Annotated in this window: 13 protein-coding genes; 5 read left to right on the top strand and 8 right to left on the bottom strand. The window is 70.3% G+C overall.

Going from position 1 to position 14,474, the window contains the following annotated elements; translation table 11 throughout:
- Positions 1–2 precede the first annotated feature (2 nt).
- The 3 genes from QIS99_RS12085 to QIS99_RS12075 all read right to left on the bottom strand — a co-directional run bounded on the left by QIS99_RS12085 (position 3) and on the right by QIS99_RS12075 (position 2,955).
- Entirely contained in the window at positions 3–767 is a 765-nt protein-coding gene (locus QIS99_RS12085; protein ID WP_282513223.1) for a GntR family transcriptional regulator, read from the bottom strand.
- Positions 768–776: 9 nt separating this feature from the next.
- Positions 777–1,550 carry a hypothetical protein gene (locus tag QIS99_RS12080; RefSeq protein ID WP_282513222.1) on the bottom strand — a complete coding sequence of 258 codons (774 nt, stop codon included), beginning with the start codon at positions 1,548–1,550 and terminating at the stop codon, positions 777–779.
- Between the two features lie 268 nt (positions 1,551–1,818).
- Positions 1,819–2,955, bottom strand: a complete 1,137-nt coding sequence (locus QIS99_RS12075; protein ID WP_282513221.1) for an ROK family transcriptional regulator — start codon at positions 2,953–2,955, stop codon at positions 1,819–1,821.
- A 55-nt stretch (positions 2,956–3,010) separates the two neighbouring features.
- Between QIS99_RS12075 and QIS99_RS12070 the strand changes: the two genes are divergently transcribed.
- The gene (locus QIS99_RS12070) at positions 3,011–4,147 is read left to right on the top strand and encodes a Gfo/Idh/MocA family oxidoreductase (protein WP_282513220.1); all 1,137 of its coding nucleotides are present in this window, start codon (positions 3,011–3,013) and stop codon (positions 4,145–4,147) included.
- 3 nt (positions 4,148–4,150) lie between these two features.
- Here QIS99_RS12070 and QIS99_RS12065 read toward each other — a convergent pair whose 3' ends face one another.
- From QIS99_RS12065 to QIS99_RS12045, 5 genes are all read right to left on the bottom strand, one after another.
- Positions 4,151–4,708: a Uma2 family endonuclease gene (locus QIS99_RS12065; RefSeq protein WP_282513219.1), complete on the bottom strand. Its 558-nt coding sequence runs from the start codon at positions 4,706–4,708 to the stop codon at positions 4,151–4,153.
- Between the two features lie 23 nt (positions 4,709–4,731).
- Complete coding sequence (locus QIS99_RS12060) at positions 4,732–5,589, bottom strand: fumarylacetoacetate hydrolase family protein (protein WP_282513218.1); 858 nt, start codon at positions 5,587–5,589, stop codon at positions 4,732–4,734.
- Between the two features lie 167 nt (positions 5,590–5,756).
- Positions 5,757–6,524 carry a YidC/Oxa1 family membrane protein insertase gene (locus QIS99_RS12055; protein WP_282513217.1) on the bottom strand — a complete coding sequence of 256 codons (768 nt, stop codon included), beginning with the start codon at positions 6,522–6,524 and terminating at the stop codon, positions 5,757–5,759.
- A 92-nt stretch (positions 6,525–6,616) separates the two neighbouring features.
- Positions 6,617–6,943: a DUF6412 domain-containing protein gene (locus QIS99_RS12050; RefSeq protein ID WP_408909537.1), complete on the bottom strand. Its 327-nt coding sequence runs from the start codon at positions 6,941–6,943 to the stop codon at positions 6,617–6,619.
- Positions 6,944–7,093: 150 nt separating this feature from the next.
- Positions 7,094–7,894 (bottom strand): class E sortase, encoded by an 801-nt coding sequence (locus QIS99_RS12045; RefSeq protein WP_408909536.1) that lies wholly within the window; start codon positions 7,892–7,894, stop codon positions 7,094–7,096.
- A 148-nt stretch (positions 7,895–8,042) separates the two neighbouring features.
- Here QIS99_RS12045 and QIS99_RS12040 point away from each other — a divergent pair, with 148 nt between their 5' ends.
- The 4 genes from QIS99_RS12040 to QIS99_RS12025 all read left to right on the top strand — a co-directional run bounded on the left by QIS99_RS12040 (position 8,043) and on the right by QIS99_RS12025 (position 14,474).
- Positions 8,043–9,026, top strand: coding sequence for a tetratricopeptide repeat protein (locus tag QIS99_RS12040; RefSeq protein ID WP_282513215.1), 984 nt, complete (start codon positions 8,043–8,045; stop codon positions 9,024–9,026).
- 98 nt (positions 9,027–9,124) lie between these two features.
- Positions 9,125–10,375, top strand: a complete 1,251-nt coding sequence (locus tag QIS99_RS12035; RefSeq protein WP_282513214.1) for a helix-turn-helix domain-containing protein — start codon at positions 9,125–9,127, stop codon at positions 10,373–10,375.
- Between the two features lie 437 nt (positions 10,376–10,812).
- Complete coding sequence (locus QIS99_RS12030) at positions 10,813–11,178, top strand: hypothetical protein (protein ID WP_282513213.1); 366 nt, start codon at positions 10,813–10,815, stop codon at positions 11,176–11,178.
- Positions 11,179–11,327: 149 nt separating this feature from the next.
- Complete coding sequence (locus QIS99_RS12025; RefSeq protein ID WP_282513212.1) at positions 11,328–14,474, top strand: DUF3427 domain-containing protein; 3,147 nt, start codon at positions 11,328–11,330, stop codon at positions 14,472–14,474.

The raw sequence follows: 14,474 nt of genomic DNA, 5'->3' as shown, positions 1-14,474 counted from the left end.
CGTCAGTTACGGCCGGCCAGATGCGTGGTGAAGCTGAAGCGATCCCCGCGGAACAGCGTCCGCACCCGCTCCAGGCGCCGCCCCTCGGTGTCCCGCGACACCCGGTGGATGAGCAGCATGGGCAGCGCGGGCGGCGTGCCGATGAGCAGCGCCTCGCGCGGGGTGGCGAGGACGGTCTCGATCCGCTCGTCGGCGGCGCCGAAGCCGATGCTCAGCTCGTCGTGCAGATACGCGTAGAACGACGAGTCCGGGTCGAAGTCCACGTCGAGCCGCGGCACCCGCGCCACGGTCACGTACGTGCTCTCCAGACCCACCCGCTCGTCGTCCGCGAGCAGCACCCGCTCCAGGTGCCAGACGGGCTCGCCGCGCTCGGCCTCGATCTCGCCTGCGAGCGCGTCCGGGCACGGGAAGCGGTCCAGGGAGATCAGCGTCCGGCCCGGCCTGCGGCCCTGCCGCCGTACGCCCTCGGTGTAGCTGGCGAGGGCGAGCGGCTGCTCCAGCTTCGGCCCCGCGACGACGGTGCCGCGCCCGGCCCGCCGCAGCCGCCCTTCCAGCAGCAGCTCCCGCAGCGCCTGCCGCACGGTCTCGCGGGCGACGCCGTACTTCACGGTCAACTCCCGCTCGGTGGGCAGTAGTTCACCCTCCCCGAGCTCGTCGAGCAGGGACGCTATCTGCGTCTTCACCGCGTAGTACTTGGGGATCCGTCCGTGCTCCGGAACGCCCGCCCGCACGGGGGCGCCGGGCTGCTGCTCGCTGGGGTAGTCCACGGGGGAACTCTAGATCCGGTACGCGGAGCTCCGTACGGTCCGCCCCCGCAGCCGCCGCGCGCCCAGGACCAGGGCCGCGCCGCCGGCCACCAGCAGCCCGGCGGCGGCCCCGTAGCCCATCAGCACCCGCCCCCGCCGCGCACCGGTCTCCGCCAGGGCGTCCGGCCGCCGCACCTCGCCCGGGTCCCGCTCCGCGCCGACCGTGAAGGTGTACGCGCCGGACTGCCCGACCCAGTCGCCGTCGTCCTCGCGCCGCTGGACCACGGCGACCTGCGCGGTGACCTCGTTCTCCGCGGCGTCGGCGGTGAACGCGAGGCGGACGGGGACGGTGAGGGTGGCGCCGGGGGCGAGGGAGAACCCGGCGAAGTCACTGTCGCCGCGGCCGCCGAAGGCTCCGATGTTCTCGTCCTGGTCGGACCGCTCGAAGCGCACCGGGAGCCAGCGGCCGTCGGGGTCGCGGAACTCCAGGCGCAGCTGGGCGGGGCGCAGCTCTCGGTCGCGGTCGGTGAGGACGACGACCGGGTGGATCGCGCCGCAGGTCCGCTCCGAGGTGTTGACGAGGTCGAGGCGCCAGGTCCGCGGCCGGTCCCCGGGCTGGAAGGCGCCGGGCCCGCCGTACACGCGGCTGGTCACCGGGAAGTCCGCACTGTCCCCGTCGTCGCAGGTCATGCCCTGGGCGACGGGCCCTGGCCGGTTCTCGTACGCGGCCGCGGGCACGGCCACCGGGCCGAGCGCGAGGGCGGCGGCGAGGCCACCGAGGGTGGGAGCGCTGCGCAGTCGCATGGGAGACCTTTGCTGATCGCGGATGCGGGCGGGGCTCCGACGGTGCCATCCGGGTGCAGGGGTGCGGTGCCGCCACGGCGCGGTGGGGCTGATCGGCGCCCCGATCCCCCTCCGTCGGCGCACCCCGGCTTGCTCTTTTCCCTCTGGGGGGCACCTCGGGCAGCACCCTCCCGGGGCACCTCGGGGAGCGCCCTCCGGAGCGTCTCGGAGGGGAGCCCTCCGGAGCACCTCGGACGGGAAACCTCCGGAGCACCTCGGACGGGAAACCTCAGCCCGCCCGGCCGAACATCGGGGCCAGGACCAACTGCGCCGCCCCCTCCGCCACGCCCCGCTCCCCGGGCACCGCCCGCACCGGCACCGGCGTCCCGCCCACCCGCCGGGCGCGGGCCGCCAGGACCGCCTCGACCCCCCGTACGTACCGGGCCGCATCCCCCGCCACCGTCCGCCCGCCGAGCAGCACGAGGTCCACGTCGAGGAGGCCCACCAGGTTCGCGGCGCCCTCGCCGAGGACCCGCGCCGCCTCGTCCGGCCGGCCCGCGGCGACCGCGGCGAGGCACAGCGCCTCGACGCAGCCCCGGTTGCCGCACTCGCAGCGCGGCCCGTCCAACTGCACGACCTGGTGGCCGAATTCACCCGCGCCGGTCCGCGCCCCGCGGTGCAGCGCGCCCCCGAGCACAAGCCCGGCGCCGAGCCCCGTACCGAGGTGCAGATACGCGAACGAGCCGTGCGCGGAGGCGGTCGCCCCGGCGAGGGCGAGGCCGAGGGCGGCGGCGTTGGTGTCCTTGTCGACGACGACGGGCAGACCGAGCCGGCCGCCCAGCGCGTCGCGCAGCGGGAAGCCGTCCCACTCGGGGAACCCGGTGACGCGGTGCAGGACCCCGGCGCCGTGGTCGAGCGGACCGGGCAGCGCGACCCCGACCCCCGGCGGACGTCCCCCCGAGACGCCCCCCGAGACGCCCCCCGGCGCCCCCGCCCCGCACTCTTCGAGGAGCGCCCCGACCTCCCGTACCGCCGTGTCCACCACCGCCTCGGCGCCGGAGGCGAAGGCCAGCGGGGCGCGGCGTTCGGCGAGCGGGGTGCCGGCGAGGTCGACGGCGACGGCGGTCAGCTCGTCCCGGTCCAGGTGGAGCCCGACGGCGCCGCCCGCGCCCGGCACCAGCCGCAGGACGGTGCGCGGCTTGCCGCCCGTCGACGCCCGCCGCCCGGCCTCGGCCGCGAGGCCCTCGTCCCGCAGACGTGCGGTGATCTTGCTGACGGCCTGCGGGGTGAGCCCGGTCCGCTCGGCGAGTTCGAGCCGGCTGATCCCCTCCTGTCCGGCGCTCCGCAGCAGGTCGAGGACGAGGGCGGCGTTACGGGTGCGAGGGCTGCGGGGGATGCGCGGGCTGCGGGGGCTGCGTGGGGTCACTCCGCCATTCTCCCCTCCGGTTGCACTTTGGCAACACCGTTGCTTAAGTGGGCGCATGACCTCCCAGGACTCCTCCCAGGGTTCCCCGACGCCCTCCTCCCCCTCGGCTTCCCCCGCGGCCGCGGCCCCGCTGCGCGTCGGCCTCGTGGGGTACGGACTCGCGGGTTCCGTCTTCCACGCCCCGCTGATCGCGGCCACCGAGGGCCTCGCGCTCGACACCGTCGTCACCTCGAACCCCGAGCGGCAGGCGCAGGCCCGCGCGGAGTTCGGCCCCGGACTGCGCTGCGCGGCCTCGGCGGACGAGCTGTGGGAGCGGGCCGGCGAGCTCGACCTGATCGTCGTGGCGTCGCCGAACAAGACGCACGTACCGGTCGCCACCGCCGCCCTGAAGGCGGGCCTGCCGGCCGTCGTCGACAAGCCGCTCGCCGGCACCGCGGCACAGGCGCGCGCGCTCGCCGCCCTCGCGGAGGAGCGGGGTCTGCTGCTCTCGGTCTTCCAGAACCGCCGCTGGGACAACGACTTCCGCACCCTGCGCAAGCTGCTCGACGAGGGCGAGCTGGGCGAGATCCAGCGCTTCGAGTCCCGCTTCGAGCGCTGGCGCCCGCAGCCCAAGGGCGGCTGGCGCGAGTCCGGCGCCCCCGAGGAGATCGGCGGCCTCCTCTACGACCTGGGCAGCCACGTCGTCGACCAGGCCCTGGTGCTCTTCGGCCCGGCGGTCTCGGTGTACGCGGAGTCCGACGTACGCCGCCCCGGAGCGGAGGCCGACGACGACACGTTCCTCGCGGTCACGCATGCGAACGGCGTCCGCTCGCACCTGTACGTCTCCGCCACGACCGCCCAACTCGGCCCGCGCTTCCGGGTGTTGGGCTCCAGCGCCGGGTACGTGAAGTACGGCCTCGACCCGCAGGAGGCCGCCCTGCGCGAGGGCCTGCGCCCCGGCGGGGCCGAGCCCTGGGGCGTGGAACCGGAGGGCCTGTGGGGCCGGGTCGGCTCCGGGGAGTCCCCGCTGACCGGCGGCGGCCGCCCCGAGCCGACGCTGCCGGGCGACTACCCCGCGTACTACGCCGCGATCGCCGCCGCACTCCGCGAGGGCGCCCCGAACCCGGTCACCGCCCACGAGGCGGCGGCCGCCCTGGACGTGCTTGAGGCGGCGCGGAGGTCGGCTCGGGAGGGTGTGGCGGTGACGCTGTGAGGTTCAGCCCAGTTTGGACGTGTCCAGGTCGTAGCCAAACGGCTTGGGCAGTCTGAGCTTCGCACCGAAGGCGGCGTTCGTTTGGTGCAGGTAACGGCCGCCCTCCGGGTCCCAGTGAACAACCGCCTCGCCACGCTGGCGGTCGACGAGCAGATAGACCGGGAGCCCGGCCTGGGCGTACGCGTCACGCTTCTCAACTCGGTCGACCTCGGCGTCCTCGTCACGGCCCGAGGTCACCTCGATCACAAGCAGGACTCCCGAGGGGTCGGCCCAGGGCGGCTGCCCTCGGAAGTACTCCTCAGACGCAACCGCCCCGTCGACCCTCGCGCGGCCCGCCCGGTAGGCAGGTACCGCCAAGCCGCGTTCTTGGTACAGGCACAGCCCTAGATCCCGCGCTTCGATCTGCCGCCTGATGCAGACCACGTTCCAGTCGTGATCCCCATCCGGAGCCGGAGTCACCAGAAGCCTCCCGTTGATCAACTCGACGTGAAGGCCCTCCGGCGCCGCTGCGTCGAACGCGTCGAACTCCTCAAGCGTCACTTCGGGCTGCGCAACTGTCATGGTGCCCTCCTTCACGCTCCAGGCTACGCGTCCCTGAGCTCCTGGCGCTGCCTGCCCAACCCTTCGATCTCCAGCTCCACCACATCCCCCGACCGCAGATACGGCTTGGGCTCCGCCGCCCCCATCGCGACCCCCGCAGGCGTACCCGTGTTGATCACGTCGCCCGGGTACAGGGTCATGAACTGGCTGACGTACCGCACCACTTCGCCCACCGGGAAGATCTGCTCGGCCGTCGTGCCGTCCTGCTTCAGCTCGCCGTTGACCCACAGCCTCAGGGAGAGCGCCTGCGGGTCCGGCACCTCGTCGGCGGTGACGAACCACGGGCCGAGCGGGTTGAACGTCTCGCAGTTCTTGCCCTTGTCCCAGGTGCCGCCGCGCTCGATCTGGAACTCGCGCTCGGACACGTCGTTCGCCACCGCGTACCCCGCGACATGCGTCAGGGCCTCCTCCGCGGTGTCGACGTAGCGCGCGGTGCTGCCGATGACGACGGCCAGCTCGACCTCCCAGTCGGTCTTCTCCGACTTGCGCGGTACGAGCACGGTGTCGTTCGGGCCGACCACCGTGTCCGCCGCCTTGAAGAAGACGATCGGCTCCCCGGGGATCGCGGCGCCGGTCTCGCGCGCGTGGTCGTGGTAGTTCAGCCCGATGCACACGACCTTGCCGATCCGGCCGAGCGGCGCGCCGACGCGCAGCCCCTCCGCGTCGAGCGCGGGCAGCGTGCCGGCGGCGGCCGCCTCGCGGACCCGGGCCAGGGCCGACTCGTCGGCGAGCAGGGCCCCGTCCACATCCGTGACGAGGCCGGACAGGTCACGCAGGACGCCGCCCTCGTCGAGCAGCGCCGGGCGCTCCGCGCCGACCGTTCCGACTCGCAGCAGCTTCATCTTCACACTCCCCTGGTCCACTGGGTGGGCCGGTTGGCTGGCACCGCCGATGGGGTGCGGCCACATCGGAGGATTGGCCGATCCTCCAAGCTCTGCGTCCACTCCGCAATACCGCGTTCATATGACGGACCGGTAACCACGCTCACAGAACACCGCAGGCCGTACGGTCAGACGGCGGGCGCGACCGCCCCCGCCCCGCCCGGCACGTCCCGGTACAGCCAGGCCCGTTCCACCGCGCTCCACGTCGTGGACGTGACCACGTACAGGGCGGCGGCGAGCGGCACGACCGCCACGGTCACGAGCGTCATGAAGGACATCAGCGGCATGAACCTCACCATCGCCCCCATTCCGGGCACGCTCTGCCCCTCCTCGGCCCCGGGCACGGGCAGCGGGTTGGCCGCCATCTGCTGCTTCGTACGCCGGTAGTTGAACGTCGCCACGCCCGCGACCAGGGCGAACAGCGCCACGTACACCAGACCCGCCGGGCCGAAGGCGCCGCCGTCGAGCGCGTCGTGCCAGCGGCCGTCGAGGGGCGCGGCGAGCAGGCTGTGGCCGAGCAGCGCGTTGGGCTCGCCGCCCAGCTCGGCGGTGGAGAACAGGTGGTACATCAGGAAGAACGCGGGCAGCTGCAGCAGGCTCGGCAGGCAGCCGGAGAGCGGCGACACCTGCTCCTTGGCGTGCAGCTCCATGACCGCCTTCTGCATCCGCTCCGGGCTCTTGGCGTGCTTCCTGCGCAACTCGGCCAGCTGCGGGGCGAGCCGGGCCCGCGCCTTCTGCCCGCGCGCGGCCGCCCGCGAGAGGGGGTGCACGGCAAGGCGTACGGCCATGGTGAACAGGACGATCGCCGCCGCCGTCGCGGAGCCGTGGAAGAGCGGCTGGAGCAGGTCGGCGAGGCGCGCGACCAGGTCGGCGAACGCGCTGAAGAAGTCGGACATGGGTGAGGAGCCCTCCGGGGGTCTCGTCGTGCCGGATCAGGGGTGGTCGGCATGACGGCCCGCGAGGGGGACGCTGACTTGCGGGTGTTCCCCTACGCGGCCGTCGGGACGAGGCGTCCCGGGGCTCGGGGACGGGTGCGCCCGGAGGCGTCGGGGTCGCGCTGCGGCAGGAACGCGGTTCTCTGCTCCCGGTCCCGGATCGCCGTACGGACCCGCGCGGGCGCGACGGCGGGCGCGAACCGCGCCGAGAGCACCGTGCACACCGCGAGGGCGGAGCCGGCCGCGGCGGTGGCGGCGAGGGCCACGGCGGCGGAGAGGCTGCCGGTGTCGACGAGCAGCACCTGCACGAGCAGGACGAGCAGCGCGAGGAGCGTGCCTACGGGCCGCGAGGCCTTGAAGCCGTCGGTCACGGGGCGCACTCCTCTCCGGTCGGGTTCTCGGTCGACGCTACTGGTACTCACGCGCCAGGGGCCCGGAAAGTTCCCGAGGTCACCACCCGCGTACCCGGGTCCGAGCCCGGCACCTCCGCGTCCGCCCTGCCCGCCCCGCCCGCGCAGCGCCCTTACGGTTCACCGGGCCCGCGCGGACTGCAGCTTCCCCCAGACCACGAGCCGGTACTCGGAGCTGAACTCGGGCGTACAGGTCGTCAGCGTGATGTAGTACCCGCGCTCCTCGTACCCGGCCCCCGCCTTCACCGCGCTGCGCGGCACCGGGTCGATGACGCCGCCGTCGCCCGGCAGGGTCTGCGGCAGGGTGCGGTCCACTTCGTACGTGTACGAGGCCTGGGCCGTCCGCACCTCGATCCGGTCGCCGGGGCGCAGCCGGTTCACGTACCGGAACGGCTCGCCGTGGGTGTTGCGGTGCCCGGCCACGGCGAAGTTCCCGGGCCGCCCGGGCTGCGCGGTGCGCGGGTAGTGCCCCACGTACCCCTTGTCGAGCACGCCCGCCTTCCCGACCCCCTCCGCGACGGGCACGCGCACGCCGAGCTTCGGGATGGAGAGGACGGCGTAGGCCTGGTCCCAGCGGGGCGGGGCGGGCCCCCGGGATTCCCGGGCGGCGGGCCGGTCGTCGGCGGGGGCGTTCCCGGGTTCGGTGGGCGTGGGCCCGACGGCGGGACCGGCCGGTTCGGACGGCCCGGACGGCCCGGACGGCCCGGCCGGGCCGTCCTGGTTTCTCCACTGCCGCTCCAACGCCTCCACCTTCTCCTCGGCGGCGTCGCGGGCCTGCCGGTTGGTCCACCACAGCTGATGGACGACGAGCAGCAGCAGCACGAGGCCCACGGTCACGGCGATCTCGCCCCCGCACCAGGCGGCCCGCGCGAGCCCGGAACGCCGGGCACCCTGGACGACCACCGGAACCCGCTCCCGCACAGCGCCCCTCCCCACCTCGCCGTCGGCAGGGCCGGAGGATAAGCCGTACGACCGCAACTCACCAGAGCCACAGCGGCACAGGAGCTTCCCCGGACGGAACCGAATCGGCTCTCCACCGACCCCCCACCCCGGCAGTACGGTGTCCACCATGCGCCCCGAAACGGACCACACCGCCGAAGCCGAACGCCTGCTGCGTACTGCGGCGCAGTACCCCGAGGACGCCGAACAGCTGCTCCTGCACGCCGCCGCGCACCTGGAGCTGGCCGGCGAACGCGAGCGCGCCACGACCCTCTACGACGACCTGCTCGCCGGTACCCCCCGCAACCCGGCCCTGGTCCGCGCGCTCAAGGCGTCGAACCTCTGGGAGTACGGGCACGAGGCGGAGGCCCGCGCGATCATCGACGGCATCCGCACGGCCGCCCCGCGCGACCCCGCGCCCTGGGTGATCGCGGCGGAGGCCCTGGAGTCCCACGACGAGCTCCACCAGGCGCACGAGGCGTTCACCGAGGCGATCACCCTCCTCATCTCCCCCACCGGCCCGACCCCGCAGGACTCGGTCCCGCTGCTCCTCGGCCGCCACCGCGTCCGCCGCCTCCTGGCCCTGGACCACGACACGTGGGACATCAGGGCCGACGAGTCCAGCACGTCCACGGTCTCCCTCGACGAGCTGCACGACCCGAAGCGCATCTGGTCCCTCGGCTCCGAGGACCCCACGGAGCTCCGCGCCGAGATCGCCCGCCTCCGCGCCGAGCTGGGCACGTACCGCGCGGCCCTCTCCCGCCCGTTCCCGGTGGCGGTCCTGCACTGGCCGAGCACGGAACTGACCGAACTCCTCGCGGCGTACCCGTCGTTGGCCACGGAGTACCCCTCCCACGAGGAGCACCTGTCGGCCATAGAGTCCTCCCTCCGCGAACTCGCCGACTCCGGCACCCCCAACCTCGGCATCGTCACGGCCACGGTCCCGTCCTACGAGGCCTTCGCCGCCTCGGAGTCCTCATCGCCGACCGACGCCTCCCTCCTCCCCCAGTACGCGACGACGCTGGCCGCGCGGGGGCGGGCTGCGGAGTGGCCGCCCAGGGGGGAGTGTTGGTGTGGGTCGGGGGTTGCTTATTCCGGGTGTCACGGGGCCTGAGGTCGCGCCCCCTCGCCCCACTCTCCGCAAGCGATCACCAGGCACGGCCATGTCCCCGTACGCTGTCGATGACGAGCTGCATAGAGAGGGGCAAGTCCGTGTCTTCAGACGCCACCCCCGACCCGTTCACGGAGCCGGTCGCATTCGGCCAGCGCATGCAGATTCTGCGAACCCGTCGAGGAATGAGCCGGTCTGTTCTGGCCGGTCTGGTAGGGAAATCTCCGAGCTGGGTCAAGCAGATTGAGGGCGGACGGCTCCACATGCCGAAACTGCCCATGGTGCTGCGTATCGCGGAAGCCCTTCGCGTGCGTGATCTGTCCGACCTAACCGGCGATCAGTCCATGGCGGTCGACTTGTTCATCGGCCCGGGACACGCCCGCCTTCCTCAAGTCCGCGACGCCATCAACGCGTACCCCATGACCTCGCATAACGAAGCCACACCTACTGCGCACCTTCGGGAGCGGCTGTCCCGCGCATGGCGCGCTCGGCATTCTTCTCCCCATCACAGGGATGTCATCGGGGCCCTGCTGCCGAACCTGATCCGCGATGCGCAGCAGACTGCCTGGCAGGCCAACTCCGCAGCCGAACGACGAGCAGCCCAGGCCGTGTTGGCAGAGGTCTACAGCCTCAGCCAGTTCTTCCTCGCATACCAGCCCGACTCATCCCTGCTGTGGCGCGTGGTCGAGCGCAGCCTGATCGCGGCGCAGGAATCGGAAGACCCGCACGCCCTCGGTGTCGCTGCTTGGTTGGCCACGCAGGCTCACCGCGACAGCGGGCATGCCCATTTCGACGCTGCGGATGCGGTGAACCTGCAGACCCTGCGCTACCTGGAACCGCTCCTTCCGGAAGCAAACCACGACGTCCTCGCGATTGCAGGATCGCTTCAGTTCGAAGCCGGATACACGGCCGCACGCCGCGGAGACACGGGTACGGCATGGCGCTGCTGGGACACCGCACGAACCATGGCCGAGCGGCTACCCGTCGACTACTACCACCACGTCACCTCATTCTCGCGAGCCGTTATGGGGGCACACGCCGTAACGGTCGCGGTGGAATTGCACGCCGGTGGAGAGAGTGTCCGACAGGCCGCTGCGGCAGACGCTGCGACGATTCCGTCACGGCCGCGACGCGCCCGGCACCGCATCGAGGAGGCCCGCGGCTATCAGCTCGACGGCCAGGCCGAGGCGGCCCTCGCGGCCCTCGACAAGGCCTATGAAGCGGCGCCGGAAACCATTCGCTACAACGGCTACGCCCGCCGCATCGTCCTGGAGGAGGCCGAGGCGAAGAGTCCGGCACAGCGGCGACGGGCCAGCGAACTCGCCGTAAAGATCGGCCTCTTGGCGGCCTGAACATGAGGGGCACAAACTGTGCCCCTTCTCCTTTCTCAGCGCCTCTACGGTCAGTCCGTACGTGACTACCGAAGACCCCCGCGACCGCGCGACCGGTCCGGGGGCATGGCCAACCTGAGAAAGCAGGTCGACGTGGCGCACTGTATCGCTCGGATCTTCGAAGTAGTGCTGTGCTGGTTACTTCCCGCACCAGGCCGTCATCGATCCACGCATGAGGGCGTTTCCTCTCCCTCGACTACGCACTCCCCTACCTCTCGGCACAGCTCCATCCCTCCCCTGAGGGGCGAGGAGATCGGGCTGGTTCGGCCTTACCTCGTGGCCCACGAAGTAAGGCGAGAAGCCCAACGTCAGCGCGCTCGGCGCCGAGCCCTCTGGTTCGCGGTGCACGGCATCGACCTCGGGGCTCGTTCGATCCACGGTGTCGAGGTGGGCGCATCGTGAACGAGTCGGGAACGTTGAGGCTGCTTCCTTGGACAGCAGTGGACGGGAAGCCGTGCTTCCTCGTAAGTGACGGAGACGGCTATCTGTCGCGGGTCGCAGACAACATCGAAGCTGTACAGCTCGGCATGGGGTCGGATCTCCTCACGCACGCGACCCACATGCTCAAGGAACAGGAGATCTCCACCGGTGAACTCCACTTTCTTGCATGCCGGTTGGCGGAAGCGCTGAAGGATGTGCTTCGAGTAGCCGAAAGCCGAGGTGCGCGACTTCCCACAGCCGAGCACGAGGATGCCGATCCGCGCACACCCGGTGACGCACCTGACGGCGACGACGACCTGGAACCTCCCGCACCGGCCCGCTAGTTCAGCTTCCTGAAACCAGGGGCTCCCTGTGCGCCCCGCCCCCGCTAGCTCATCAGGGGGCGGGGCCTTCGGATCGATCCGCCTCCACCTCTGTCAGTAGCGCCTGTTAGAACTTGGCGTAACGAGTCCTGACACTTGAGGGAGCAGACGTGGTGGATACGGGGGACGCGACTCAGCCGGTCGCAGGTGTCTACGAGAAGCTGGTCACCCACAGCTTGCAGAACCAGATAGAGGAGCTCGAAGCCGCCGGCTGGAAGGCCATCGATGCGGAGGTCGGCTCGGAGTCATCGCCTCATGTGCTGGCCCGGCACATCGCGGAAGCGGCTCAGCGCAGGCTGCTTCAACTCCCGCATGACAAGCGGCTGGAGGCGGCGAACAAGATGATGGAGTCGCTGGCCTTCGCCGCGCCAGACGCCGACGTGGACGCAGCCGTCGGTCTCATCGCGGACGGCCCTCGGCAGTTGCTTGCTCTGGCCGAGCGGGAGGCCCCGGGGGTGTACGCGATACGTCCTGCCACCCCGCTCTCCGAGACCGCGCTGATCACCAACGCCCCGGACGACCCGAGCCTGGGCTCAGAACTGCGCGCGGAGCTGGCCACCGCGGACCGTATCGACCTGCTCTGCGCCTTCGTGAAGTGGCACGGCATCCGCGTGCTCGAAGACGCACTGCGTGACGCGAAACGTCGCCGAGTGCCGATCCGTGTCATCACCACGACCTACATCGGCGCTACGGAACGCATAGCGCTCGACCGCCTTGTTCGGGATTTCGGCGCCAAGGTGAAGGTCAACTACGAAATCAGGTCCACCCGGCTGCACGCCAAGGCGTGGCTTTTCCGTCGCAGCAGCGGCTTCGATACCGCGTACGTGGGCAGCTCGAACCTTTCCAAGGCGGCACTGCTCGACGGTCTTGAGTGGAACGTACGCCTTTCCTCGGTGGCCACTCCCGCGGTACTGGGCAAGTTCGAGGCGACTTTTGACTCGTATTGGAACGACACGAGTTTCGAGCCCTACGATCCGGATGCCGACGGCGACCGACTCGATCAAGCTCTGTTCCAGGCCGGTGGTGGCGGGTCTGCCGACGATGCACCGATCAGCTTGTCCGGGATGGAAGTACGACCGTACCCGCACCAGAAGGACATGCTGGAGCGGCTGCGCGTCGAGCGTGAAATCCATCAGCACCGCGAAAATCTCCTGGTGGCGGCTACGGGAACGGGCAAGACCGTCATGGCGGCACTGGACTATCGCGACCTGCGTACGAAATTCGAGGGACACAACCCTCGCCTCCTGTTCGTCGCCCACCGCAAGGAAATCCTTCGGCAGTCCCTTCGGACGTACCGGGAGGTGCTGGTCGATGCCTCGTTCGGCGAACTCCTCCACGGTGGCGCGGACCCCCGTGACTGGCAGCACGTGTTCGCCAGCGTGCAGTCACTCAACACCGACCGACTCGAACAGCTGGATCCTGGGCATTTCGACATCATCGTCATCGACGAGTTCCATCACGCCAAGGCCCAGACGTACGAGCGCGTCATCAAGCACTTCGAGCCGAAGCAACTTCTCGGCCTGACCGCCACGCCCGAGCGGGCCGACGGATACAACGTTCAGGACGAGTACTTCGAGGGGCGCATCGCCGCCGAAATGCGCCTTTGGGAAGCACTGGAGAACGACCTCCTCTGCCCCTTCCACTACTTCGGAATTCCCGATGGAACAGACCTGACTCAACTGGGCTGGCGACAAGGGAACTACAGCGACAGCGAGTTGGGTGATCTCTACACCGACAACGTCGCTCGCGCGCGGATCGTGGTCAAGCAGATCCTCGATAAGGTCCCACGCCCAAACGCCATGCGCGCACTCGGATTTTGCGTCAACAAGAAGCACGCCCACTTCATGGCAGACTTCTTCCGCGAGGCTGGCTTCAGGGCCGTCGCCCTGGACAGCGAGTCTAAGGATGCGGTACGGGACAAGGCGCTCTCCGACCTTCGCGACGGGAAGATCCAGGTGATCTTCTCCGTTGATCTCTTCAACGAAGGCCTGGACATCCCCGACGTAGACACGCTCCTGCTTCTGCGCCCCACTAACAGCGCCACCATTTTCCTGCAGCAGCTTGGACGAGGTCTGCGGCGAACTGCCAACAAGCCGGTCCTCACCGTCCTCGACTTCATCGGCCAACATCGCGCGGAGTTCCGCTTCGAAGAGCAGTTCCGGGCGATGACCAACTCGTCCCGCAACCGCCTCATCGGCCAGATCGAGAACGGCTTTCCGCAGCTGCCATCCGGGTGCCAGATCCTGCTGGAGGGGAAGTCGAAGGACCTTGTCCTCGACAACATTCGCACCCAGATCAAGGCGAACGTGAAGACCCTGGCGAAGGAGGTCAGGGAGTACAGCACGCCCGACCTCAAGAGTTACCTTCGGGAGAGCCGCCGCGAGATCAAGGAGCTGTACAAGAGCAGCAATTCCTGGACCGCTGTTCTGCGCAGGGCCCGCGTCCTTGAGGAAGTTGGCCCCGCGGGCGAAGCAGATCTCCTCAAGCGCGTGCACGCGTTTCTTCACGTCGATGACCTGGAGCGGGCGCAGGCATATCTCCGCCTGATCGACGACAACGCACCCGACTACGACGCCCTGTCTCCGCGGGACCAGACGTACGCCCGCATGCTGTTCTTCAATCTGTGGGACAAGGCAGGTGGTTTCACCAGCTATGGACAGGGCTTGGCGTCGCTCCGCGAACAGCCCGAGCTTCGCAGCGAGTTGCAGCAGGTGCTGCAGTACGTACTTGAGCGCATCGAGCACTTCCCCATCCCTCTCGATGGGCCGCACGCGCACCTCCCTCTGAAGGTGCACAGCTCCTACAACCGATCCGAAATCTTGGCGGCTCTCGGCGTCGCCCGCCTCGGCGGACAGATGCCGGGCTCCTTCGCCCAGGGCGTCCAGTGGGTCGAGGACATCAAGACCGACGCGCTACTCATCACACTGGAGAAGGACGAAAAGGATTTCTCCCCCACGGTCCGATACAAGGACTATGCGCGGAGCACCACGCTCTTCCACTGGGAGTCCCAGAACGCCACGTCGGAGAACTCCCCGACCGGCCTGCGCTATCAACAGCACGTACAGCAAGGAAGCCACGTCCTACCGTTTCTGCGCCGCTACAAGAACACGGACATCGGCAAGTCACAACCGTGGATGCTGCTCGGACCTGCAACCTACGACAAGCACACGGGAAGCAAGCCGATGGCCATTACGTGGCAGCTGGAGCATGAGCTCCCCGCCGACGTATGGATGTACTCGTCCCCCAAGCCGAACTAG

Source organism: Streptomyces solicavernae (assembly GCF_029968095.1).
GTDB classification, from domain to species: domain Bacteria; phylum Actinomycetota; class Actinomycetes; order Streptomycetales; family Streptomycetaceae; genus Streptomyces; species Streptomyces solicavernae.
Note: the sequence above shows the minus strand (reverse complement) of the source record. Positions and strands in the feature narration are given on the sequence as shown.

Excerpts from the sequence above, each read along its gene's own strand:
- QIS99_RS12060 (WP_282513218.1), bottom strand. The coding sequence starts at position 5,589 with ATGAAGCTGCTGCGAGTCGGAACGGTCGGCGCGGAGCGCCCGGCGCTG.
- QIS99_RS12055 (WP_282513217.1), bottom strand. The coding sequence starts at position 6,524 with ATGTCCGACTTCTTCAGCGCGTTCGCCGACCTGGTCGCGCGCCTCGCC.
- QIS99_RS12080 (WP_282513222.1), bottom strand. The coding sequence starts at position 1,550 with ATGCGACTGCGCAGCGCTCCCACCCTCGGTGGCCTCGCCGCCGCCCTC.
- QIS99_RS12040 (WP_282513215.1), top strand. The coding sequence starts at position 8,043 with ATGCGCCCCGAAACGGACCACACCGCCGAAGCCGAACGCCTGCTGCGT.
- QIS99_RS12070 (WP_282513220.1), top strand. The coding sequence starts at position 3,011 with ATGACCTCCCAGGACTCCTCCCAGGGTTCCCCGACGCCCTCCTCCCCC.
- QIS99_RS12065 (WP_282513219.1), bottom strand. The coding sequence starts at position 4,708 with ATGACAGTTGCGCAGCCCGAAGTGACGCTTGAGGAGTTCGACGCGTTC.